Annotated in this window: 20 protein-coding genes; 15 read left to right on the top strand and 5 right to left on the bottom strand. The window is 59.1% G+C overall.

The genetic code is table 11. The annotated features are described in order from the left end of the window. Positions 1–16 precede the first annotated feature (16 nt). The gene (locus AGR2A_RS18700) at positions 17–283 is read right to left on the bottom strand and encodes a DUF6074 family protein (protein WP_004437715.1); all 267 of its coding nucleotides are present in this window, start codon (positions 281–283) and stop codon (positions 17–19) included. Between the two features lie 339 nt (positions 284–622). Here AGR2A_RS18700 and AGR2A_RS18705 point away from each other — a divergent pair, with 339 nt between their 5' ends. Both AGR2A_RS18705 and AGR2A_RS18710 read left to right on the top strand, forming a co-directional pair. Then, the gene (locus AGR2A_RS18705) at positions 623–901 is read left to right on the top strand and encodes an exopolysaccharide production repressor protein (protein ID WP_004437712.1); all 279 of its coding nucleotides are present in this window, start codon (positions 623–625) and stop codon (positions 899–901) included. Positions 902–1,010: 109 nt separating this feature from the next. After that, complete coding sequence (locus AGR2A_RS18710; RefSeq protein ID WP_037090606.1) at positions 1,011–2,000, top strand: glycosyltransferase family 2 protein; 990 nt, start codon at positions 1,011–1,013, stop codon at positions 1,998–2,000. 180 nt (positions 2,001–2,180) lie between these two features. On the opposite strand, the gene AGR2A_RS18715 is transcribed toward AGR2A_RS18710, so the two are convergent. Continuing rightward, positions 2,181–3,146 carry a polysaccharide pyruvyl transferase family protein gene (locus AGR2A_RS18715; protein ID WP_004437706.1) on the bottom strand — a complete coding sequence of 322 codons (966 nt, stop codon included), beginning with the start codon at positions 3,144–3,146 and terminating at the stop codon, positions 2,181–2,183. Positions 3,147–3,197: 51 nt separating this feature from the next. Next, complete coding sequence (locus tag AGR2A_RS18720; RefSeq protein ID WP_004437703.1) at positions 3,198–4,163, bottom strand: glycosyltransferase family A protein; 966 nt, start codon at positions 4,161–4,163, stop codon at positions 3,198–3,200. 117 nt (positions 4,164–4,280) lie between these two features. Here AGR2A_RS18720 and AGR2A_RS18725 point away from each other — a divergent pair, with 117 nt between their 5' ends. The 10 genes from AGR2A_RS18725 to AGR2A_RS18770 all read left to right on the top strand — a co-directional run bounded on the left by AGR2A_RS18725 (position 4,281) and on the right by AGR2A_RS18770 (position 16,894). After that, positions 4,281–5,759 (top strand): lipopolysaccharide biosynthesis protein, encoded by a 1,479-nt coding sequence (locus AGR2A_RS18725; protein WP_072495019.1) that lies wholly within the window; start codon positions 4,281–4,283, stop codon positions 5,757–5,759. Positions 5,760–6,130: 371 nt separating this feature from the next. Next, the gene (locus AGR2A_RS18730) at positions 6,131–7,279 is read left to right on the top strand and encodes an acyltransferase family protein (RefSeq protein WP_022563429.1); all 1,149 of its coding nucleotides are present in this window, start codon (positions 6,131–6,133) and stop codon (positions 7,277–7,279) included. 4 nt (positions 7,280–7,283) lie between these two features. After that, entirely contained in the window at positions 7,284–8,075 is a 792-nt protein-coding gene (locus tag AGR2A_RS18735; protein WP_037090604.1) for a glycoside hydrolase family 16 protein, read from the top strand. 65 nt (positions 8,076–8,140) lie between these two features. Continuing rightward, the gene (locus tag AGR2A_RS18740) at positions 8,141–9,322 is read left to right on the top strand and encodes a hypothetical protein (protein ID WP_037090603.1); all 1,182 of its coding nucleotides are present in this window, start codon (positions 8,141–8,143) and stop codon (positions 9,320–9,322) included. Positions 9,323–9,339: 17 nt separating this feature from the next. Beyond that, the gene (locus AGR2A_RS18745) at positions 9,340–10,338 is read left to right on the top strand and encodes a glycosyltransferase family 2 protein (protein WP_004437687.1); all 999 of its coding nucleotides are present in this window, start codon (positions 9,340–9,342) and stop codon (positions 10,336–10,338) included. Then, entirely contained in the window at positions 10,335–11,279 is a 945-nt protein-coding gene (locus AGR2A_RS18750; RefSeq protein ID WP_037090602.1) for a glycosyltransferase, read from the top strand. The genes AGR2A_RS18745 and AGR2A_RS18750 overlap by 4 nt, the downstream gene beginning before the upstream one ends. Next, entirely contained in the window at positions 11,279–12,274 is a 996-nt protein-coding gene (locus AGR2A_RS18755) for a glycosyltransferase family 2 protein (RefSeq protein ID WP_072495018.1), read from the top strand. Before AGR2A_RS18750 ends, AGR2A_RS18755 begins: the two co-directional genes overlap by 1 nt. A gap of 67 nt (positions 12,275–12,341) precedes the next feature. Continuing rightward, complete coding sequence (locus AGR2A_RS18760; protein WP_004437677.1) at positions 12,342–13,247, top strand: UTP--glucose-1-phosphate uridylyltransferase; 906 nt, start codon at positions 12,342–12,344, stop codon at positions 13,245–13,247. Between the two features lie 108 nt (positions 13,248–13,355). Beyond that, positions 13,356–15,704, top strand: coding sequence for a polysaccharide biosynthesis tyrosine autokinase (locus AGR2A_RS18765; RefSeq protein ID WP_004437674.1), 2,349 nt, complete (start codon positions 13,356–13,358; stop codon positions 15,702–15,704). A 245-nt stretch (positions 15,705–15,949) separates the two neighbouring features. Then, positions 15,950–16,894, top strand: a complete 945-nt coding sequence (locus AGR2A_RS18770; protein WP_037090597.1) for a 2-hydroxyacid dehydrogenase — start codon at positions 15,950–15,952, stop codon at positions 16,892–16,894. A gap of 17 nt (positions 16,895–16,911) precedes the next feature. Here the strand turns inward: AGR2A_RS18770 and AGR2A_RS18775 are convergent, their stop codons facing one another. Continuing rightward, positions 16,912–19,875: a PAS domain-containing protein gene (locus AGR2A_RS18775; protein WP_072495017.1), complete on the bottom strand. Its 2,964-nt coding sequence runs from the start codon at positions 19,873–19,875 to the stop codon at positions 16,912–16,914. Between the two features lie 364 nt (positions 19,876–20,239). Between AGR2A_RS18775 and AGR2A_RS18780 the strand changes: the two genes are divergently transcribed. The 3 genes from AGR2A_RS18780 (at position 20,240) to AGR2A_RS18790 (ending at position 23,392) form a co-directional block, all read left to right on the top strand. Then, positions 20,240–21,238 carry an ABC transporter substrate-binding protein gene (locus AGR2A_RS18780; protein ID WP_022563423.1) on the top strand — a complete coding sequence of 333 codons (999 nt, stop codon included), beginning with the start codon at positions 20,240–20,242 and terminating at the stop codon, positions 21,236–21,238. Positions 21,239–21,450: 212 nt separating this feature from the next. Next, positions 21,451–22,338 (top strand): ABC transporter permease, encoded by an 888-nt coding sequence (locus AGR2A_RS18785; RefSeq protein ID WP_006698119.1) that lies wholly within the window; start codon positions 21,451–21,453, stop codon positions 22,336–22,338. Next, the gene (locus AGR2A_RS18790; RefSeq protein ID WP_004437660.1) at positions 22,331–23,392 is read left to right on the top strand and encodes a quaternary amine ABC transporter ATP-binding protein; all 1,062 of its coding nucleotides are present in this window, start codon (positions 22,331–22,333) and stop codon (positions 23,390–23,392) included. Before AGR2A_RS18785 ends, AGR2A_RS18790 begins: the two co-directional genes overlap by 8 nt. Here the strand turns inward: AGR2A_RS18790 and AGR2A_RS18795 are convergent. Next, a complete protein-coding gene (locus AGR2A_RS18795) occupies positions 23,384–24,613 on the bottom strand; it encodes a TIGR03862 family flavoprotein (protein ID WP_037090591.1) in 1,230 nt (409 codons plus the stop codon). The genes AGR2A_RS18790 and AGR2A_RS18795 overlap by 9 nt on opposite strands. Positions 24,614–24,648: the final 35 nt, after the last annotated feature.

Here is a 24,648-nt window from a genome sequence, read left to right on the forward strand (position 1 = left end):
TGAAGAAAAAGAACCATCAATGGCTGTCGCGGCGTGCCTCGGGCGCGGCATCCACCGCCCACAATTCAGCCTGCACGGCGTTTTGAAATTCCATGACCTCGCGCCGCATGGCGGCGTCCTCATAGCCAAGCGCCGTCAGACGGGCGGCCAGTTCACGGCACTCCCTGCGCCAGAAATCATTCGCCTCCACACCATGCAGCCGGTCGAGCATGGTTGCACATCGTTTTACGTCGGCAATGCGGTTCTTTGCCGGAAAGGCGATTACTTCTGAACTCGTCGTCACGCGGGCACCCTGCTCTTCGAGGAATCAATACCGACTTTTTAAAGGCGAGATGGTTAACGAAGTCTGCAGAGCGAGCCAGACACTCCGCAAGGCCTGCACCGGAGGCGGTTTTAGACTTATCAGAAGCAGGCATCACTGTTGTCTGGCCGACGTCATCGATGCGAATCGGCAGTTACTGAGGAATTTACCAATCAAGATTACCGAAATTTCATGCCGCGGGAGGTAGAAGAAGTATATGTGTGTTGAAACAGCACCGGTCTCATCGTATATTTCCTGCAAAGAAGAAAAATGCCGCAGCGCAGTCAAAAATGGAGAAATCGTTCTCGGGAGGAGAGCAACATGTATGCACCTCGTGTTTTTTTCAGCATGATCGGTGCTTTGCTTGCTTTTGCGGTTGCGACATATTTCATCCACGGCTCCTTCTATACGGCGTTCATTCAGACCCTCATTTGCGCAGTCATTCTGCAAGTCGGTTACTTCGTGGCGATTTTGGTTCTGGTCGCCCGTGAAAAACGCCGGATGCGGGAGACCTTTTCCCGGGACCTCAGCGCTGAAACAATTGCGGCAGACACCGCGAAAAGCGCACCGCCGCATGGGGCAAAGCTGACGGATATGTAAGTTTTTTCGCATCCGCTTTTATTGCATCTCAAAAAATCGCTTGCATCCATATCGCTGACACTTTCTGCTGGCCAAATCCTGAAGGTTCGTCAAAGCAGAAGGACACCCCATGGTGAGCGGTTCACAGCCCATTTGCGTCATCATCGCTGCAAAGAATGCATCTGATACCATCGATATCGCCATTCGTTCCGCCCTTGCGGAGCCAGAGGTCGGTGAAGTCGTGGTGATCGACGATGGTTCCACCGATACAACGAGCGACGTGGCGCATGCGGCGGATGACGGCACGGGCCGTCTGCGGGTGGTGCGATTCGACGTCAACCGCGGGCCATCGGCTGCGCGCAATCATGCCATCTCGATATCCTCCGCTCCCCTCATCAGCATTCTCGATGCGGACGATTTTTTCTTCCGCGGCCGTTTCGCCGCCATGCTGGCCGATGACGACTGGGACCTCGTGGCCGATAATATCGCCTTCATCCAGCAATCCGTTCCAGGCGCGTCCTCCATGCAGCCGGCCCGCTTCGAGCCCCAGGCGCGGTTTTTGTCGCTGACGGAATTCGTGGAAGGGAATATTTCCAGGCCGGGTGTGGAGCGCGGGGAAACCGGCTTCCTGAAACCGGTGATACGCCGCGCCTTTCTCGACAAACATGCGCTGCGTTATGACGAGGCTCTGCGACTTGGCGAGGATTACGAACTTTACGTGCGCGCGCTGGCGGCCGGCGCGCGCTACAAGGTCATCCGTCATTGCGGTTACGGTGCGATCGTTCGCGGCAACTCGCTGAGTGGCCGCCACCGAACCGAAGATCTCCGTCTTCTCTACGAAGCAGACAGGTCGATTCTCGCCGGTTGCCGGCTCTCGGCAGAGGAAACGGCGATCCTGCGCGAGCATGAGAAACACATCCGCGCCAAATTCGAGCTTCGCCATTTTCTCGATACAAAAAAACAGAAGGGTGTGGGCGGAGCGCTGAGCCACGCCCTTGCGCGTCTGCCCGCCCTGCCCGCCATTACACGCGGTATCTGGAGCGACAAGACCGCCCGCTTCCGCAAAGCGGCGCCGGTGCGGGACGTGCGTTATCTGCTGGACGGCACGCCGGTTTCCTAAGGGAAAAGACAACTCACGACAAATCTCTTCCGTCCTTCCCGGGCTTGCCCCGGGGATTTGCTCACGTATCCTCTAAGCGTTCAGTCGCAGATGCTCGGGACAGGCCCAAGCTGGCGATGCGGCAACGGTGTCCTCAAGCAAAAGCCGCAGAAAATTCCCTGCGGCATCCGCTCCTCACCTCTAGAGATAATCCCGCTTTACCGTTTCCAGAACGGCGGCGAAACGCTCCTTGCGTTCTTCCAGTCTGCCATCCGGGCTAAGACGCGGTTCCGCTCGGCTTGCCTGCCAGAGCGCCAGTGTGGAAGGTGCGGCCAGCACCTGCTTGGCGAGCTTCCGCAACGAGCGGGATTGCGTTTCCTGCGGACGCACCATTACATCGCCCTCATGCGCCCGGCCCTCAAGCGCAGAGACGGAATCGGCGGTGACAACGGGGGCGGGCGGTGGGGGGAAGCTCATACCCCAGAAGCGTGAGCCCTTTTTCGCCGCTTCCGCGCGGGTCGAAACCGGTACATAGCGCGGCTGATATTCGACTCCGACGCTGCCCGCCCAATCGCTCCATTTGAAGCTGTTGATCGATGGTGAAGTGCTGACTGCGACCCACGGCACGCGGAAGGCATCGGCAAGGATTGCACCATGCATGGATTCAGCCACGATGAATTCCGATTGGGCAATGGCGCGGATGACCGCTTTTGCCTCGCCGCGCGGGTCGAGATAGGTGAGTCCTGCCGGTTCACAGACGGTTTCCCACATGCCGAATTCCGCCGATTCCCAATGGGGGACGAAAGTCTTCTTGTGGAGCTTCGGCAGCCCTTTGAAATCAGGCATCTCGGTGACCATCACGGCGGGATCGACAATGCCTTTTTCGGGAGCGAGCCCCAACTTGGCGGCGGTTTTTTCGCCGCGCACACAGCGGATATCCCAGAACTCGGTGCTGGTATCCGGCACCGCGCCATAACCATAGCCGCTGCCGATCACCAGCTTGCGCTGCTTGGCGGGCAGAAGAACGTCGTTGAGCACTGTTCCGACGCCCACGAGCATGACATCGTCATGCACATCGCGCAGGCCCGGAAGCAGAAAGTCCCACAGCCACAGGTTGAGATCGTCACCGAAATTTCCGTGATGAGATTCCCAGTGGTAAGGTTTCATGAGGTCACTCCTGGGTGAAAAACATATAAATTGTTGCGGGCGAAAATTCGCTCATCTGGAGCGGACGATTTTTCCGGCGCCGAGTTCGAAAGCGGCGCGCAGCAGTGCCGGATCGCGCATTGCCCATTTTAGGAGCAAACCGAATTCGGGAGCCTTGCGCCGTTTCAGGTTGCCAGCCTGGCTCCAGAGAGCCTGTTTGCGCGCGGTGTTTTTATAGGAAGCGATGGACGCCACATCGGCCGGCCGGCGAGAAAAACGTCCCTCCAGCGTATCGAGCGCCACCCAGGTATTGAACTGCTGGCGCAGGAATTCCGGCGAGGTATTGTCGATGCTGTGGAAGATATTGACGCCCATGCCGCGCATCGCGCCGGCGTCGTCACAGAGCAGTGTCCGCTTCGATGCAAGGATGGAATCGCAGAAAAACAGCACGTCTTCCGCCGCCAGTCTGAGCGCCGGATCGAAACGGATCTTCTCGAAAAGAGGACGACCGATCACCATGCAGGAGAGATGCAGGAAGCTCCAGTTCCGCAGCATGACGCTTGCGAGATCCGGCAGTTCGATCACCAGCGGCTTCTCCGAAAGCCGTGCCGCACCCTCATTCTTTTCCAGCTCGGAAATGGCGAAATGATAATAAAATTCGTCACTTGCCTGCATGGACGCCCAGTAGCACTCGCCGCCATAGGTCGTGAGCGCAAAGGCCGCATTCCGCAGATGATCGGGCGTCCAGATATCGTCGGAATCAAGAAAGGCAACGTAGTCGGTGCCGTCAGGCACATTGTCCAGACCGGTGTTGCGGGCGCCGCCCGGGCCGGCATTGGCCTGCTTAATGACAAGAATCCGGTCTTTCTGTTCCTGCGAAAGTTCCGCAAGTTCCTGATCGATCGGGTATGGCGATTCGTCATCGACGATGACAAGATCGAAGTCTTGGTAGGTCTGCGCAAAAACCGATGCGAGTGCACGTCCCAGGACACCGTGCTGCTTTTGATAGTAGGGAATGACGACAGTAAATCTTGCCATTGTTTCGCCCCTTGCGTTGATCAAGAAGTGTCGGGCCCGATCCTAAAAGCGGCCCCGATGGTATCGGCAACTCCCAACCGGCTTCCTCCCGCCGGCCTCCAGAAACAGGATGCTTGTATGCCCCCAGCGCCAAATGTAAAGACCATCACCACGAATGTCGGCTGGAGCGTTTTATCAAAAACAGGGACATTCGGGCTTAAATTTGTCACGGTCCCTATTCTTGCAAGGCTGCTTTCCCCGGAGGAATTCGGGGTGGTAGCGGTAGGACTAACGGTTGTACAGTTCCTGACCATGATTGCCGGCGCGGGGCTCACCTCCGCTCTCATCGTTGAGAAGGAAGAGGATATGGAAACGATCCATACCGTCTTCTGGGCTAATCTGGCGATCTCCTGCTCCATGGCAGCCGTCCTCTACATCTGGGCGGAATTTTTCGGCGGACTGCTGGGGGCGGTGGAAAGCGCATACCTGCTGCGCATCATGGCCTTCCTCATTCCATTGCAGCTTGCCGGCGATGTCGCCTATTCGCTGCTGGCGCGACGGATGAACTTCAGCAAGGATGCGCTCTGGAGCATGGCCTCGGAGAGCATCGCAGCGATTGTCGCGGTCGCGCTCGCCTTCATGGGGTTCGGCGTCTGGGCACTTATCATCCAGCTTTTTGCCGCAGCTCTCATCCGTCTCGTCGGGCTTTATGCGGTTTCCCGCTATTGCCCGCGTTTTGTCATGAAGCCACGCCGGCTGGTGCCGCTTCTCGGCTTTAGTTCGGGGCTGATGGGCTCCGAAATCGCCAATTTTGTCACCTTCCAATCGCCGATGGTGGTCATTGCCCGTCACCTGGGTCTGGCGGATGCCGGCGCCTATTCCGCCTCCAACCGTTTCGCCAGCATTCCCAACCAGGTGGTTTTATCCGCCGTCATGGGGGTTCTGTTTCCCGCCTTCAGCCGCATGATGGACGACCCGCAGCGCCGTCGTGATGCGTTGATGTTCAGCACGCAGGTGCTGACCGTACTGCTCGCGCCCATGATGTTCGGTCTCTGGGCCGTGGCCGAGCCGGCCATGCTTGTCATCTTCGGCCAGAACTGGGCCTATGCCTGGCCTGTCCTCGGGCTCCTCGCCCTGTCCAAGGCCATTCTCACACCGTGCAGCACCTTCATCCCGTATCTGAAGGGTGCTGGTTACGGTCGCGTATTGTTCTGGTCGGCGACGATCCGCGCCATCGTCACCACCGTGGCAGTGTGGCTCGCCGCACTTTATGGCACGCTGATCGACGCCATGGTCTGGCTTTGCATCGTCAACGCGGTCACACTGGTCGCTTACTCCTGGGCCGTGTTCAAGGCCAGCGACACGCCTTTCTTCCGGGGCCTTTATGTCAGCAGTCGACCGATGATAGCCGCTTTCGTGATGGCCGTTGCGGTGCGCTATCTGCTTCACCTTCTCGCCGATCGCGTTCCCAATGCCACCCTTCAGGTTCTTATCGGTGCTGCCGTGGGCGGCGCCATCTATGCAATACTGATCCTGCTGACTGAACGTGCCCTGCTGGGAAAAATCCTGGGCATGGTCAAATCACGGCGTATGCCGAATACCGCAACCCAAGGTTAGAAATATCACAGAAAAATGCGCCTCATTTCTGCCGTTAAGGGGCCTTGCCACGGTGATTTTTCTCGCCGTGGCAAGGTGGGTTCGGCGCTCTTTTTGCAGCGCAACATCACGGCAAATGACAAATTCGCACGCTTCAGAGATTTTTAATGAAGCGTGAGTTTAGATAAAATTCATTTATTTCAATCGTTTAATTTTTTCACGCGATAGAAACTGCGCTGACGCCAGACATTCACCCGCAAAATCTAATCTTGTGTTTTTCCCGCGTCGCCACATTTTATCCCAAAGTCGAAACCAGACTTCCCAGTGCGGGCTTAAGTTCGCTCTGGTTGCAACGCGGCGTGGGGAGACGCCGCCCAATAGGGGTGACTGATGTGACTGTCGATCAGAACCTATCCTCCCGTATCAACTTGATGCGCATATTGCTGATTTCAGGAATCGTGTTCGTGCATGTGCCGCACAATGCCGAAACCAGCCCCTTTCTTGGCCTTTACGGCTTTTTCGACTGGCTGCGGGTTTTCCTGGGCGACGCGCTGTTTCGCATCGGCGTGCCCTGTCTCAGCGCCATTTCCGGTTATCTGCTGTTTCGCCGCGGCATGAGCGCTTTCGATTATCCGGCGACGATCCGCTCCAAGACGAAAACCGTGCTGCTGCCATTCCTCTTGTGGAATGGCGCACTGTTTGCCGCCGTGCTGCTGATCCAGCTGTTCGAGGTTGGCGTCGGATATTTTCCCGACCTATGGAACGCCAGCCCGCGCGAAATACTCAGCCATGGTACGGCGCTGGAAGAGCTGCCGGTGAATGTGCCACTTTATTTCCTGCGCGACCTTTTTGTCTGCATTCTGCTGTCGCCGGTGCTCGCATTTCTGATGCGCCGCTTTGCGCTGCCGACGCTCGTAATCCTGCTGATCGTCACGGCCATGCCGGACCTGAAGATCTTCATTGTCCAGAAAAAATCCATCCTCTTCAGCTTTTCGCTCGGCATCGCGCTTGCGCTGCACCGGGTCGACGTCAAGGCACTTGATCCTTATGCCCTGCCGATCATGTTGTTGACATTTGCCGCGTCGGCCATTCTCGCCACAGGTCTCTATTTTACTGGCCCTGAATTCACATTCTGGCTGAATATGTCGCGCAATCTGCTCGCGGTCTTCGGCGCGCTCGGCTTCTGGGTGTCTTCATCGATCTTGATCCGCAGCCGGCTTGGTCAGAGGCTTGCCGAGACCGGCAGTCTCAGCTTCTGGATATTCTGCGCCCATTACCCGCTGCTGGTCATCATGTGGATGGTCTGGAACAAGGGTGGGCCGGATTTCTATCCCGCTTTCTACATCAGCGCGACGCTTTGCGCCTTCGTCATTTTGGTGATCAGCAATGCCCAGACCCGCAAATACCTGCCGGCCGTCTATGCCGTACTGACCGGAAGCCGCAGCGGCAAAGGCAAGGCAAAGGCCGAATTCGCGGCCAAACGGGCTTCCACGATAGGCCCACCCACATCCGAAACACTTTATTCGCAACGACAGAGGTGAACCAATGACAACATTTGTCACCCGCGTTCAGACACGCATTCTTCTTGCCGCCGCCCTCACTGCAACGGCATTCACGGCCCCCGTCAAAGCCCAAGAGGGCAATGGCGCGTCCTTCATGGAGAGTTTCGACCAGATGGACAGAAGCTTCTGGTACGTTTCTGACGGCTGGAACAATGGCGCACACCAGAACTGCACCTGGTCGAAGAAGCTGGCAACGGTGGAGAACGGCCAGCTGACGCTGGGCTTCGAGGAAGCCAAGGCGGGCGACCGCAACTTCGCCTGCGGTGAAATCCAGACCAAGGGCCGTTATCGTTACGGCACCTTTGAAGCGCGCATGAAGGCCGCCACCGGCCCTGGCCTGAACTCCGCCTTCTTCACCTATATCGGCCCGACCGACAAAAAACCGCACGACGAAATCGACTTTGAGGTTCTTGGCAAAAATACCGGTCAGGTGCAGCTCAACCAATATGTGTCCGCCAAGGGCGGCAATGAGAAGCTGGTGCCGGTGGAAGGCGGGGCCGATGCCGGCTTCAACGACTATGCCTTCGTCTGGGAACCGCAGCGCCTGCGTTATTACGTCAACGGCAAGCTCGTTCATGAGGTGACGGACGCGACGAAAATTCCGCAGAACGCTCAGAAAATCTTCTTCAGCCTGTGGGGAACCGACACGCTGAAGGACTGGATGGGCAAGTTTGCTTATGCCGGGCCGTCGCAAATGGTCGTTGACCGCTTCGCCTTCACGGCGCTCGGTGACAAATGCCAGTTCCCGGAAAGCATTGCCTGCGCTCTGAATTGATCGATTTTTTTGAACCAAATCCTGTGCTGCGGCGTCTTTGACCCGCGAACCGACCGGAACCCTGCATGATCCATATTCTCTACCTCGCGCATGATCTGTCAGACCCCGCCATTCGTCGGCGGGTGCTGACGCTGCTTGCGGGCGGGGCGCGGGTCACGCTGGCCGGTTTCCGGCGCGGACAGAACCGGCTGGCGGAGATCGAAGGCGTCGTACCCGTCGTGCTCGGGGAAACCGCCGACGGGCAATTTCTGCAGCGCATGGCGGCGGTGGCGAAATCCAGCCTTTCGCTCGGCAAAGTCTTGAACGGAATTCCGGCACCCGACGTCGTTCTCGCCAGGAACCTCGAAATGCTGGCTCTGGCAAAGCGCGCCATGTCGATCTATACCGGCCGCCCGGCGCTGGTTTACGAATGTCTCGATATTCACCGTCTGCTGCTCAACAAAGGCAAGCCCGGACAGATGCTGAATGCCGCGCAGCGTTATTTCGCACGCGACGCAAAGCTTCTGGTGACAAGTTCCCCGGCATTCGTGGAGCATTATTTCAAGCCCGTGTCGGGCCTCGACCTTCCTGTCCTGTTGCAGGAAAACAAGGTGCTGGCGCTCGACGACACCATTGCCGCCACGCCAAGACCACGGGCGCCCGCGCCCGGCGAGCCATGGAAAATCGGCTGGTTCGGCGCGCTTCGCTGCCGCAAATCGCTTGAAATTCTCGCTGAGTTCGCTCGCCGCATGGAAGGCAGGGTCGAAATCATCCTGCGTGGCCGGCCGGCCTATTCGGAGTTTGCTGATTTCGATGGCTTCGTGGCCGCAGCGCCGCATGTGCATTTCCATGGGCCATACAGGAACCCCGAGGATCTAGCCGCGATCTATAACGAGGTGCAACTTACCTGGGCGATCGACTTTTTCGAGGAAGGCCAGAATTCCAGCTGGCTGCTGCCCAACCGGCTTTACGAGGGCTGCCTTTACGGCACTCTGCCGATTGCACTTGCTGGCACGGAAACGGCTCGCTTCATTGAAAAACGCAATATCGGCTTCGTCCTGCAACAGGCGGGCGCTGACGATCTTGCCGCCCTCTTCAACCGGATGACCCCGCAAACCTATGCGGATGCCTTCCACACCCTGTCGGCAACAGACAGGAAACAATGGCTGACCGACCGCGACGATTGCCGTCTGCTGGTGCAGCAATTGTCCTCACTCGCCAAATCCGCTTCCGGCCACGCCCGTGAAGCGCAGTTTTCACCCGTGTAGTGCGTAGGGGGCAAATCATGGAAGGTCCAGGTCATTCCGGCATCAGAACGCTGATCGTCATACCCTGCCTCAATGAGGCGAAGACGATCGAGGGGTTGCTTGTCAAATTCACCGGCGCAATGCAGGGGCGCCTGTTCCGCATCGTCGTCGCCGATGGCGGCAGCACGGATGGAACGCGCGATATCGTTGCCGCCTTTGCGGCAAAGGACGAACGCGTCACGCTTCTCGCCAATCCGAAGCGTATCCAGAGCGCCGGCATCAACCTTGCCGTCGCCACCTTCGGCGAGGATTTCGATTATCTCATCCGCATCGACGCCCATGGCGATTATCCCGATGATTATTGCCAGCGGCTGATCGAGGATGCGGAACGGACGGGTGCGGACTCCGTTGTCGTTGCGATGGATACGGTCGGCCACGGCCTGTTCCAGAAGGCGACTGCCATTGCCCAGAATTCCAAGCTCGGCAATGGCGGTTCCAAGCACCGCGAAGGCGCAAAAGGCCACTGGATCGACCACGGCCACCACGCGCTGATGCGGATCGCCGCTTTCGATGCGGTCGGCGGTTATGATGAGAGCTTCAGCCACAACGAGGATGCGGAGCTGGATTTCCGGCTGCGCAAATCCGGGTTCCGCATCTGGATGACCGACAAGACCCGCATGACCTATTATCCGCGCGCCAGCGTCATGCCGCTCTTCAAGCAATATCTCGCCTATGGCCGCGGCCGGGCGAAGAACCTGTTGAAACATCGCTCAATCCCGAAAATCCGCCAGATGATTCCGCTCGCCGTGCTGCCGGTCTTCATCTTCGCGCTGCTGTCGCTGGTGCATTGGGCAGCCCTTATTCCGCTCGGCCTCTGGATTGCCGCATGTGTGGGTTATGGCTTGTGGATGGCAATAGGTCAGAAAAATCCATACGGCCCGCTCGCCGCTTTTTCGGCAATGGTGATGCATCTGGCCTGGTCCACCGGCTTCTGGCTGGAACTCCTGAAATTCCGGGGAAGAAAGGCTGTCTCATGACCGACAACACCGTCACCGGCACGCAATATCTCAAGACCGTCGATATCGGCATCTGCACCTACAGACGCCCGGCGCTTGTCGCCACACTTCTGTCACTCTTCGAGCTGGATGTGCCTGAAGGCGTGAAAGTTAGGCTGATTGTCGCCGATAATGACGAGGAGCCCAGCGCAAAGGCAAGCGTCGATCGCCTGCGCGAAACCGCCCCCTTCGAGATCACCTATGTGCATTGCCCGAAATCTAATATTTCGATTGCCCGCAATGCCTGCCTGTCGGAATGCAAGGCGGATTATCTCGCCTTTATCGATGATGACGAAACGGCGCCGCCACACTGGCTGGCCGCGCTTCTGGAAAAGGCCGACGAGACCGGTGCAGAAACCGTTCTCGGCCCCGTCACTGCGGTTTACCGGGACAACGCGCCGGGCTGGATGAAACGCGGAGATTTCCACTCGACCGTTCCCGTCTGGGTCAATGGCGAGATCATCACCGGTTATACCTGCAACACGCTGCTCAGGATGGAAGCGCCATCGATAAAGGGCCGGCGCTTCGCGCTGGCGCTTGGCCAGAGCGGCGGCGAAGACACACATTTCTTCTCGCATCTCCACGCCGCCGGCGGCCGTATCGTCTTTGCGGAAGACGCTGTCTTGTCGGAGCCGGTTCCGGAAAATCGGGCAAGCTTTCTATGGCTTGCCAAGCGCCGGTTCCGTTCCGGCCAGACCCATGGACGGGTGCTGGCTGAAAAGAAACCCGGTGCGCGCCGCGTCGTCCAGGTGGTGAAAGCTGGTTCGAAAGTACTTTATTGCGCTCTTTTTGCCGCCTTGAGCGGTTTCAATGCCGTACGCCGCAACCGTTATGCGTTGCGAGGCGCGCTGCATATGGGTTCAATGAGCGGCGCCTTCGGTGTGCGCGAAATCCGCCAATATGGTGCCGTGGAGGCGACCTGATGGAAAACCTCACCTCTCCGCCAGACATCAGCTTCGTCATCGCCGCCTTTAATGCCGCCGATACGATTGAGGCCGCCGTTCAAAGCGCGCTCGATCAGCAGGGGGTGACGCTGGAAGTGATCGTCGTCGACGACCAGTCTGCTGACGATACCATTTCCTTCGTTGAAGCGATCGCCGCAATCGATACGCGCGTGCGGCTGCTTGCGCTCGAAGAAAACCGCGGTCCGGGCGGCGCCCGCAATGCCGGCATCGAGGCCGCGACAGGGCGCTGGATCGCCGTGCTCGACTCCGACGATGTCATCCGCCCGGAGCGCTCCGCCTGCATGATGTGCCGGGCAGAAGCCGCCAACGCTGACATCGCTGTCGATAATCTCGATGTCGTCTACACCGATGGCCGGCCGATGGAGACGATGTTTCCCGAAGAGTTTCTGGAGGAACGGCCTGTTCTCACGCTGGAGGACTTCATTTCCTCCAACATCCTGTTCCGCTCCACCTTTAACTTCGGCTACATGAAACCGATGTTCCGGCGCGATTTCCTTAATAACGAAGCACTGCGCTTCCGTGAGGATATCCGCATCGGCGAAGACTATATTCTTCTCGCCTCGGCGCTTGCCGCTGGCGGCCTCTGCGTCATCGAACCGAAGCCGGGTTACATCTACAATATCCGCGAAGGTTCGATTTCCCGCGTCCTCGAACTTCATCACGTCGAAGCGATGATGCGGGCGGACGAAGAATTCCTGAGCCACTACACCTTGCTGCCGGCCGCCATGGACGCGCAGCAGGCGAGAGCCCGCAGCCTGCGGCTGGCGCATAATTTTTTGACTTTGGTGGAAAACATCAAGCGCCGCTCGGTAATCGGCGCCTTGAAGACCACAATCCGAGATCCCGCCGTGCTGGGGCACCTGAGAATGCCGATTGCAGTGCGGCTGAGGAGGCTGCGGGACGCCGTGTTTGCGCCCGCGACGAATACAGGGGTGAAAAGGCAGATTTCATAAAATTTGCGCGCGGACCATGTCTGCGCGGGGACTGGGGACAGATCAAACCTTGATGAAGGAGAACGCGATGGACCTGAAGAGAACTGTCAGAAAAGCCGTCATTCCGGTAGCCGGCAACGGCACGCGGTTTTTGCCCGCCACCAAGGCGATGCCAAAGGAAATGCTGACGATCGTTGACCGGCCGGTCGTTCAATATGCCGTGGATGAAGCCATGCAGGCCGGCATTGAGCACATTATTTTCGTCACGAGCCGCAACAAGACCGCCATCGAAGACTATTTCGACAGCGCACCTGAACTCATCAACACGCTGACCCGCTCCGGCAAGACCGTGCAGGTGCTGCAGCTGGAAAAGATGCTGCCGGTTGCCGGCACCGTCAGCTATACCCGCCAGCAGGTGCCGCTTGGCCTCGGCCATGCCGTCTGGTGTGCGCGTGAACTGGTCGGCAAGGAGCCTTTTGCGCTGCTGCTGCCTGACATGGTCTCCTATGGCGCGCGCGGCTGCATTGCCGGACTGATGGAGCTTTACGATGAAGTCGGCGGCAATATTCTCGGTGTCGAGGAATGCCTGCCGGAAGAAGTTTCGTCCTATGGCGTCGTCGGCGTCGGCCAGAAGGTCAATCACGGCTTCGCCGTGACCGAAATGGTCGAAAAGCCGGAACCATCCAGGGCGCCTTCGAATTATTACCTGAATGGCCGTTATATTCTGCAGCCGGAAATCTTCGATATTCTCGCCAAGCAGGAGCGCGGCGCGGGCAACGAAATCCAGCTGACCGACGGCATGAAGCGGCTCGCCGAAAAGCAGGCCTTCCATGCGCAGAAATATAGCGGCCGCACCTTTGACTGTGGCAGCAAGCAGGGCTTCATCGCCGCCAACGTCGCCTTCTCGCTGCTGCGCGCCGACATGGAAGCGCAGGTTCTCGCTTCGGTGAAGGAACTGGTGGCAAACCACGAAAGCCGCGTGCAGGCGGCCTGACTTTCATCGCGCCGCCGGGGGAGGCGGCCGGCGCACCAATAACGGGAGGCGGGAAGGCGAGAGTTGCTCGGCTTCCCGCGTACCATTTTTAATTCACAAGGTAGGTCCATGCACCACAAGACCTTTAAATCCAATATCGGTTTTCCGGAATCCGGCAAGGATTCCGACACGTTCATCGACCTCGACCGCCTGTGGGCCGCCGTGGTGCGCCGTGCCAACGTCATTGCCGCCTCCGTCATTGCCGCCGTAGTTTTGGCCGGACTTTACCTGGTGCTTGCGACCCCCGTTTATACGGCGATGACGCAGGTGCTGCTCGATGAAAGCCTCTCCCGTTATGCGGAAGAGGAATCGCCTGTGCCCGCTGCCCAGATCGTCGACAACCGCATTGCCAGCGCCGTGGAAATCCTCAAATCCAAGGAAATGGCGCTGACCGTGGTGGACAAGGCCAAGCTTGACGAGAACGACACCATCGTCAATCCGCCGATGTCGCCGGTCGAGCTCGTCAAATCCTCCGTGCGCGGTATCCTCGATCTCGTCCTGCCGGGCGATCCGCCGGTCTCCGAAGCCGCAATCCGCGCCGGACGCCGCGAAAAGGCCGCTGCCGTGCTGCAGCAGTCGCTGACTGTGGAGCGGGTCGGTCGCAGTTCCGTCATCGCAATCTCCACCCGTTCGACTGACCGCCAGCTGGCCGCACACATCGCCAAGACCTACGCGCAGGCCTATCTCACCGAGCAGCTGAACGCCAATTTTGACGCCAGCGAGCGGGCCTCTGTCTGGTTGCAGGAACGCCTGACCGACCTTAACCAGCGCGCCCAGGCGGCAGAGCTTGCGGTGCAGAAATTCAGGTCCGACAACAATATCGTGTCCTCGCGCGGCGAACTGATGTCGGAAGGCCAGCTTGCCGATCTCAATGGCCAGCTGATTGCGGCACAGGCGGATGCCGCGACGGCCTCCGCCCGTTACAATCAGTATAAATCCATCATCGACCGCGGCCCGGAAACGGCCGTCGACAACGCCGTCGTCTCGGCCCGTGATACCGACAATTCCGTTATTCAGGATCTGCGCAAGCGCTACATCACCATTTCCGACCGGCAGCGGGGCATTGTGCAGCAGTTCGGAGCAGACCATCCGCAGGCAGCCGCGCTGGACGCCGAGAAGAAAGAAGTGGCGCAGCAGATTTTCCAGGAACTGCAGCAGCTGACCGGCAGCTTCAAGAACGAATACGACGTCGCAAATTCGCGCGTACAGTCGTTGCGCGACAGTATCGACAAGGTGGCTGGCCGTAATTCGGAAGCCAATATCACCATGGTGCAGCTGCGCGAGCTCGAGCAGCGGGCGACGGCCCTGCGCACCCTCTACCAGTCCTATCTCGGACGCTTCGAAGAGGCTTCGCAGAAGCAGTCGCTGCCGATCGCCAAAGCCCGCATTATCTCCGAGGCCGGTCTTCCCACATCGCCTTCCAGCCCGAAAAAGACCATGACAATGGCACTTTCGGTCGTACTGGGCCTGATGCTGGGTGGGGGCATTGCGGCACTTCTCGAATTCCGCGACCGCTTCTTCCACACCGGCAACGATGTGCGTGATAACCTGCGCATGCGCTTTCTCGGCTACCTTCCCTTCATCGGCGAAAGGGGTGTGGAAAACGCCAAGACCGGAAACAGCGCCGCAACCCCCGGCGGCGAGAACGCCACGCTTGAGGACAGCGGCCAGGTTTCGTTCCAGAAAATGCTGCGCCTTGCCGTTGACAGTCCGCGCTCCAGTTTTGCGGAAACGCTGCGCAACGTGAAACTGACGGCGGATGTCGTCATTCAGGAGCGCCAGTGCCGGGTCATCGGCGTCATTTCCTGCCTGCCGAATGAGGGCAAATCGGTCGTTGCGCTCAACCTCGCGGGCCTGATCGCCTCCACCGGCAAGCGCACGCTTGTGGTGGATGCCGACATCCGCAATCCGGGTCTCAGCCGCATGCTGACCACGCGCCAATCCGCCGGTCTGGTGGAGGTCGTGCTTGACGAGGTGCCATGGACGCAGGCGGTGAAAGTGGACACGCGCACCAAGATGGGCATTCTGCCGGTTTCGACCAGCAACCAGTTCGCCCATTCAAGCGAATTGCTCTCCTCTTCCGGCATGCGCAAGTTTATCGACTCGGCCCGCGAGGCCTGCGACTACATCATCGTTGACCTTGCACCCGTTGTGCCCGTCATCGACGCCAAGGCCTTTGCGCCGCAGGTGGACGGCTTCGTCTTCGTCACCGAATGGGGCAAGACACCGATCCAGATGGTGCAGAACCTGATGGCCAACGAACCGCAGATCGCCAACAAGACGCTCGGCATCGTGCTCAACAAGACCGACATGACGGAACTGCAGCGTTATGCCGGACCTGGCGGTTCGGAGCATTACCACGAGTCGTTCTCGGCCTATTACGGCGATGCAAAGCCGCCGGTGAAAGAAGATGCGTAGTGGCAGAGATTTAACAGGCCGGTTGCATCCACACTCCGTCACTCCGGCCCCCGAGCCGGGGTCCAGCCAGCCCAAGTCCTTGGGCTGAAAGAAGTCTTGGCGCCGCGCGGACGCGCGGCGGCTGGATACCGGATCTAGTCCGGCATGACGGAAGAATCACAAATTCCCCCATTCCACCCATGGCATTACCCGCCGAAATTGCGCATTGATGGCGTCACGCAAAAATCGCAAGCAGGACCAATACCATGTCTTCACCAATCGCCTTTGTTTCACGGATGAATGCAGAGACGGAGGCCGTTTGGAAACAGGCGTTGCGCGCCGCAATGCCGGAGGAGGAGATCCTCTCCTTTTCCGAATTGACGGACGAGCAGCGGCGGGCAGTGGAATTTGCCATTGTCGCCAATCCCGATCCGGCCGATATCGCCGCTCTTCCGGGCCTCTCATGGATCCACAGCCTATGGGCGGGCGTGGAGCGGCTGGTGCTGGAACTGGGCAGCAAGGCTCCCCCCATCGTTCGGCTGAAGGACCCGGAACTTTCCCGCGTCATGGCCGAAGCGGTGCTGGCATGGACCTATTATCTGCAGCGTGACATGCCCGCCTATCGCGAAAATCAGCGAAAGGCGCTCTGGCAGGAACTGGATTACCGCCACCCCGGCGAGATGACCGTCGGTCTCCTGGGGCTCGGAGCACTCGGCGCGGCCGCGGCGGAGCGCCTTATCCATGCCGGCTTCAACGTCGCAGGATGGAGCCGTTCGGCCAAAACAATCGAAGGCGTGGAAACGTTGACCGGCGATGCAGGGCTGCAGGCATTGCTGGAAAAAAGCGACATTCTCATCTGCCTTGTGCCGCTTACCGATGCGACGCGCGGTCTTCTCGATGCCCGCCGTCTCGCCGCAATGAAACAGGGCGCGGCAGTCATCAATTTCGCCCGCGGCGCCGTCATCGTCGCCGATGCGTTGATCGCGGCGCTCGATTCCGGCAAGCTCTCGCATGCCGTACTCGATGTCTTCGAACACGAGCCACTCCCTGCGGCTTCGCCATTTTGGCAGCACCCCAAAGTTACCGTCCTGCCGCATATTTCCGCGCCGACAAGCCGGGAGAGTTCGGCGCGGATCGTGGCCGGCAACGTCCGCACATGGCGGGAAACAGGCAAGCTGCCGGAAACCGTCGACATGGACCGCGGTTACTGAACCAGCATCAAGGCGGCCTATTCGGCCGCCACCGGCCTGGCCGTATGGGCCTTTTCAACGGCGGCAATGATCTGCTGTTCATCGTAGGGCTTGGTGAGCAGGACTGCGCTTTCCGGCGCCCCCTCCGGCAGATGGCTGTCGCCCGTCGCAAAGACGATGGCAAGACCCGGCCTGCGGCGCAGGGCCTCCACCGCCAGTTCACCGCCCTTCATGTCCGGCAGGCCGATATCTGTAACGAGAACGTCGATCTGCTCCGATTCGATAACCTTCAGCGCCTGCGCCGCGTTGCCAGCCTCAACAACGGCAAAGCCGCTCTCCGAAAGCATCTCCATGGAATTCATCCGGATCAGCTCGTCATCCTCGACCAGAAGAACCTGGATTGACCGCTCCCGGTTGTCGACCGCCATGGCGGGTTCGGGGATTTTTGAAGAACCAGGCCGCGCCCTCGACAGCGAAATCTGCTTGCGGTTGGCTATGACGTGGCGGATGCGCCGCGCCAGCGCTTCACGCGTATAGGGTTTGGATAGCAGTTCCACACCTGCATCCAGCTTGCCGCCATGCACGATGGAGTTTTCGGTGTAACCCGAGGTGAAAAGAACGGCGAGATTGGGCAACCGCTCCTGTGCGCGACGCGCCATTTCCCGGCTTTTCAAGGGGCCTGGCATCACCACGTCGGTGAAGATGACATCGATCGGAATGCCGCTTTCCACCACCGTCAAACCCGCCTGTGCGTCGCGTGCGGTCAGCACCCTGTAACCGAGATCGCTCAGAGTTTCCACGACAGTACCGCGCACTTCTTCATCGTCCTCAACCACGAGGATCGTCTCCGTCCCACCTTCGACAGGGCCGTTATGCACCACGACCTCCCTGTCCTCATCGGCTGCGGAACGCGGCAGATACATTTTCACCGTGGTGCCCTGCCCCACCTCGCTATAGATGTTCACATGCCCGCTGGACTGTTTGGCGAAACCATAGACCATGGAAAGGCCAAGGCCCGTGCCCTTGCCCTCGGGCTTGGTCGAGAAGAACGGTTCGAAGACCTTTTCGAGTATCTCCGGCGACATGCCCGAACCCGTATCGGTGACCGCGAGCATCACATATTGCCCGGCCGTGACCTCGGAATGTTTGCGGGCGTAATCGCGGTCGAGAACAGCATTGGCTACCTCGATGGTGAGCTTTCCGTGCCCTTCCATGGCATCGCGCGCGTTGATCGCGAGATTGAGAAGCGCGTTTTCCACCTGGTTGGGGTCGGCATAGGTGTTCCAGAGGCCACCTGACGTGATGACCTCCACCTCGATCGCCTCACCAAGCGAGCGGCGAAGCAGGTCATCCATGCCGGTTACGAAACGGGCGATATTGATGACCCGCGGCTCCAGCGCCTGGCGGCGGCCGAAGGCCAGAAGCTGGCTCGCGAGCTTCGCGCCACGTTGGACGCCCGCGAGCGCATTCTCCAGCCGGCGCTCCGCACGTTCATTGCCGATCACATCTTTCGACAGCAATTGCAGATTGCCGGCGATCACCTGCAGTAGATTGTTGAAATCATGCGCCACGCCACCGGTCAGCTGACCGATCGATTCCATTTTCTGCGCCTGCTGAAGGGCCTTTTCGGTCTGACGGCGCTCCGCCATTTCAGCTTCGACCCGGGCTTCCAGCCCCTCATTCAGTTGCCGGAGCTGCTCTTCCGCCCGGATGCGATGGCGAATTTCACGCTCAAGGTTGCTCGCATGTTCCTTGAGGGTGTCTTCGGCACGCCGCTGCTCGGTGATATCGGTGTGAACGCCGACCCATTCGGCAATAGCACCTGACTTGTCGAAAATCGGCACGCCGCGGATCGCGAAAGTACGATAGACACCGTCATGTCTGCGCACGCGATGTTCCCAGATATAGGTCGATTTTTCCGCGACCGCCTTGTTCCAGCTATCGACTGAACCCTGCCTGTCTTCCGGATGAACGGCGTCCGCCCAGCCAAAGCCCTGATATTCTTCGGGCGTTTGGCCCGTCAACGCCGCCCATGCCGGCTGCTCACCCAGCATCCTGCCTTCGGCACTGTTGGTCCACAGCACACCGTGCACGGCCTCCACCGCCGCGCGAAAACGGTTGTTGCTGATGAGGATTTCCTGCTCCGAGCGCTTCCGCTCTTCGATATCGATGATCAGGACATAGATGCCGTCGACGGAGCCGTCGGCAATGTAGCGCGGAACATACCGGATTTCAGCGGCGCGCTTGGTGCCATCCGGTCTGCTGATGACGGTATCCGAAACGATCTTCTCACCGGCAAGCGCCCGGTCGAGATAGGCCTTTCGCGCATCGAAAAATGCCTCGCCGACAATCTCGGGAACGCTGCGGCCGATGACGTCTTCACCACTTCGGCCGAACCATTCGAGATAACCGTCATTGGCAAATTTATAGATGTAATCGCGATCGACATATCCGACCAGAATGGGCAGGGCGTTGGTGAGCCGGCTCAATTCCTTGCGGCTCTGCTCCATAGCCTCAACGGCTTTCACCTTGTCGGTATTTTCGAGCACGGTGCACAATACGCCATCAACCGTGCCACCTTCATTATAGATCGGCGTGTAAAACAGGTCGAAGATCACCTCTTCCGGTATGCCATGTCGCATAAGCGTCATTGGCTGGTCGCGATAGGCCAACACTTCACCGCGAAAACCGGCTTCGAGAATGCGGCTGTTCCAGTCCCAGATTTCCGGCCAGATGCCGGGCACCGTGCCGCCCAGCGCCTGCGGATGGTAATTACCGGCGATCTCCGCATAACCGTCATTGTAGATCATCACATGATCGCGGCCCCACATCAGCACCTGCGGAATAGGTGAATTGACGACGGAATTGGCTTTTTGCCTCAGATTTTGCGGCCAGTCGCAAATCGAACCAAGCGATGTCTTCGACCAGTCGAAGCGGCGCACAAGCTCACCCGTTTCACCGCCGCCGATGGGCCATACCGGGGCAGCACGAAGATTGGTCATTCAAAATCACCACAAAAATCGAGAAGAAATCTCCCGTAATACAGAACGGGATAAAAGTCCAAGAGAACAGAAACTTCTCCTGATTGTTCCCGGACTTTTCAAAAAAATGAAAAAGTTCCCTCGCTTGCGAAATATCGTTGATGCGCCGCTAAACAACTATATGTTTCAATATCTTAATTCCGAAATTTTCGCTAATATGGCCCTGCGATCGCGCCTTCGTCCGGCGAATGGCATCCTCAATACGCCAGAAATTGCCGCAAACGGGATGGCGACAAAAGATTTATTAAGCCTCAATAAGGGTGCTGGCGGTCGCGGTGCCGTCAGCGCCCGGGTCATCGCCACACCGCGACCAGAGGGAACAACAATGAAAATACTTTTGGGTGCCACAATTCTTTCCGCCGGCTTCGCCTTTTCAGGCAGCGCAGCCTATGCCGCCGACTGTGGAAACGTAACAATCGCCAGCATGAACTGGCAATCCGCTGAAGTTGCCGCCAACCTGGACAAATTCATTCTCGAAAAAGGCTATGGCTGCTCCGCCGAAATCGTTACCGGCGATACGGTGCCGACACTGACCTCCATGGCCGAAAAAGGCCAGCCGGATATCGCACCTGAGGCCTGGGTCAGCCTGCAGCCGGAAATCGTCAAGCAGGGTCTGGAAGGCGGCAAAGTGGTCGCGGCCGCAAAAATCCTTTCCGATGGCGCTGTTCAGGGCTGGTGGATTCCGAAATACGTCGCTGACGCCAACCCCGATCTCAAAACGATTCCTGATCTTTTCAAGCATCCCGAGCTCTTCCCATCGCCTGAAGACAAGTCCAAGGGTGCTGTGTTCAACGGCCCGCAGGGCTGGGGCGGCACAGTCGTCACCGCGCAGCTGTTCAAGGCGTTTGGCGGCGAGAAGGCCGGCTTCACCCTCGTGGACACCGGCTCTGCCGCAGGTCTCGACGGCTCCATCGCCAAGGCCTATGAAGCCAAGCAGCCCTGGGTCGGCTATTACTGGGCGCCCACCTCCCTGCTCGGCAAATACGAAATGGTGAAACTTGGATTCGGCACTGAGTACGACGCGGCCGAATGGAAACGCTGCACATCCGTTGCCGATTGCGCCGATCCGAAGCCGAACGCCTGGCCGATCGATGACGTACAGACGCTGGTCAGCAAATCCTTTGCCGATCGTGCCGGTCCGGCAATGGATTATCTCAACAAGCGCGCCTGGACCAACGCCACCGTCAACAAGCTGATCGCCTGGATGACGGATAACCAGGCGACCGGTGAAGACGGCGCCAAGCAGTTCCTGAAGGAAAACGAAGCCCTGTGGAAGGGCTGGGTCTCGCCCGAGGTCGCGGAAAAGGTCAAGGCCGCCCTTTAAAAAGCGCGTCCTGACATATCTGCCCGGCAACCGGCGTCTCCCGCGGCGACGCCGAACCGCATCGGCTACCCGGCTTTGGCTGATAACGATGCGCCGGTTCAACAGAGCGTTCCGCCCATGCGTCCAGTTGGCCGCGCGGCGCTCTGGCGATTTTACTCCCGGAGTGCGGAGGACATCGATCCCCGCCTCCGGTTCGTCATGGAGAACAGGATATGGAATGGCTTTTCAAATTTCCGACCATGAATGACGATGCTCTGCGCGCGCTGAAAAAAGTCATCGACGAGGGGTTCCGGGCCTTTACCCGAACCTATGGCGGCGCAATCGAGGGGTTGTTCACCCCACTCCAGAGCTTCCTCATCTGGGCGGAAAGGCTTTTGATCGGCGCCCCCTGGCCGGTCGTTATTCTTATTGTCGGCGCTCTTGCCTGGTTCGGCAGCCGCAGCGCCACCATTGTTTCGCTCTGTTGCGGCATTCTCTTCGCCATCGGCTGGTTCGGCATGTGGGAAGACACGATGAAGACCGTTTCGATGATCTTCGTCTGCGCCGTGCTGTCCATCATCGTCGGCCTGCCTATCGGCATTGCCATGGCGCGCTCAAACCGCCTTCAGAACGTAATAAACCCCGTTCTCGATGTGATGCAGACGATGCCGAGTTTCGTCTATCTTATTCCGGTCGTCATGCTGCTCGGCATCGGCCGTGTGCCAGGTGTCATCGCCGTCGTCATCTATGCCATTCCGCCGATGATCCGGCTCACCAATCTCGGCATCCGCATGGTCGACCGTGACGTTCTGGAGGCGGCCGATGCCTTCGGCTCCTCCAAACGCCAGAAACTTTTTAAAGTTCAGCTGCCGCTCGCGCTGCCCACCATCATGGCTGGCATAAACCAGACCATCATGATGGCGCTCGCCATGGTCGTCATCGCCTCCATGATCGGCGTCCAGGGTCTTGGTCAGCCAGTGCTGAAAGCCATCGCCAACCAATATTTCACCCTCGGCGTCTTCAACGGGCTTGCCATCGTCGGCATCGCCATCATTTTCGACCGCATCAGCCAGGCCTATGGCCTTCGCCTGCAAAAACACCGGGAAGTGGCGCATGGCTAGTCAATCGATCGAAATTCGCAGTCTTTACAAGATTTTCGGCTCCAAAGCGGGGGATCATGTCGAAGCCGTCAAAGCCGGCATGTCCAAATCGGAACTCAACGCCAAGCACGGTCATGTGCTCGGCCTGCGTGACATCAACATCACCATGCCGGGCGGGCAGATCACCGTTATCATGGGCCTTTCCGGCTCCGGCAAATCCACGCTGATCCGCCATGTCAACCGGCTGATCGACCCGACCGCCGGTGAAATCCTCTATGGCGGCACAGACGTGTGCAGCCTCAACGAAGCGGATCTTCTGGAATTCCGCCGCCACAAGACGGCGATGGTGTTCCAGAAATTCGGTCTCCTGCCCCACCGCAACGTGCTGCAGAATGTCGTCTACGGCCTTGAGGTGCAGGGCGTCGACAAGCGCGAGCGCGAAGAAAGGGCAGAGGTCTGGATCAGGCGGGTCGGCCTGGAGGGCTTCTCCAACCATTACCCCAACCAGCTCTCCGGCGGCATGCAGCAACGTGTGGGTCTCGCCCGGGCGCTCACCAACAATGCCGAAATCCTGCTCATGGACGAGGCCTATTCGGCCCTCGATCCGCTCATCCGCGTCGACATGCAGACGGTGCTGCTGGAACTTCAAAAGGAGCTGAAGAAGACCGTGGTCTTCATCACCCACGATCTCGACGAAGCGCTGCGGCTGGGTGACAAGATCGCCATTCTGCGCGATGGCGAAATCATCCAGCAGGGAACGGCCGCCGAAATCGTCATGTCGCCGGCGGATAGTTATATCGAGGCCTTCGTGGAAGAGGTCAATCGCGGCCGCGTCATTCGCCTTGGTGCCGTGGTGCAGCCGGAATTTGCCGGCCAGTCCCGCCTTCAGCTCGATGCGGATATGACGGTTGAAGAAGGCCTGCGCGCGCTGGTCCGGGAAAATGTCAGCAGCGCCACGGTCGTCGGAGAAAACGGCAAGGCGCTTGGTGCAATCACCACCGATGCCATCATGCGCTGCCTCGTCCGAACCGCACATGGTGAGGAAGCAGGCATGGCTGAACGTTTGTCAGGCTGAGCCTTCGAGCCACGCGGCCATGCCCTTTGCGGCCGCCTTGCCGCTGGCGAAACAGGCGGTCAGGAGATAACCGCCGGTGGGCGCTTCCCAATCCAGCATTTCCCCGGCAGCAAATATGCCGGGGAGCTTTTCCAGCATGTAGTTTTCATCAAGGCCGTTCCACGCGATACCACCGGCGGACGAAATTGCCTCGGCAATCGGCCTCGTCCGCAAAAGCGGAATCTCCGCATGTTTTATTCTCGCGGCGGCGAATTCATCCGGCATGGCCGCGATATCGGGAAATATTTCCCGCAGAAGCCCGACCTTCACAGCCGATAAGCCGGCCGCCTTGCGCATGCGGTTTGCAAAGCTCTCTTTCCGTCCGAGTTTCGCCAGATCGCCGCTGAGGCGTTCCACCGTACGTCCCGGCGCAAGATCGATTGCGAGCGACGCTTTGCCCGCCTCGTCCAGCCGGTCGCGCAGCGCGGCGGAATGGGCGTAGATCACGCTGCCCTCAATACCATGCTTCGTGATGACGAATTCGCCCTGAAAGGCTCCGGCTGGCGAAATGGTGATGGTGGATTTCACCGCTTCCCCCGCAAAACGCGAGCGGAAGACATCGCTCCAGTCAACGTCGAAACCGCAATTGGCGGGGCGGAACGGGGAAAGCGCCACGCCTCTCTCCGCCAGCGCCGGAACCCATACGGCGTCCGAACCGAGACGCGGCCAGCTTGCGCCACCGAGCGCCAGAAGAACGGCATCGGCCTTGATGATGATCTCGCCCTCCGGTGTCGCGAAAACCAGGTGCTCGCCGGAAAAACCCGTCCAGCGATGCCGCGTCCTGATGGTCACCCCCTGCGCCTCCAGCCGGGCGAGCCATGCCCGGAGCAACGGCGAAGCCTTCATGACGGTGGGAAACACCCGGCCCGAAGTGCCGGCGAAAGTTTCCTGCCCCAGCCCCTGCGCCCAGTCGCGCAGCATATCCGGCGTGAAATCATCGAGAGCGGCGCGCAGCCTCGGTTCCGCATCGCCGAACCGGTAGCGGAAACTGTCATAGTCTTCGGCATGGGTGATGTTGAGGCCGGATTTTCCGGCCATCAGCAATTTGCGCGCCACGGTCGGCATCGCCTCGAACATCGTCACGGCATGGCCTGCAGCCGAGAGCATCTCCGCCGCCATCAGCCCCGCCGGTCCGCCGCCGATAATCGCGACCTGCCTCGCCTCGCCCAAAACCCTCTCCATTGCCATCTTCACCGTTGAAAGCCTTATAGCGATTT

The sequence above is a fragment of the Agrobacterium genomosp. 2 str. CFBP 5494 genome, from assembly GCF_900013495.1.
Classification (GTDB): domain Bacteria; phylum Pseudomonadota; class Alphaproteobacteria; order Rhizobiales; family Rhizobiaceae; genus Agrobacterium; species Agrobacterium pusense.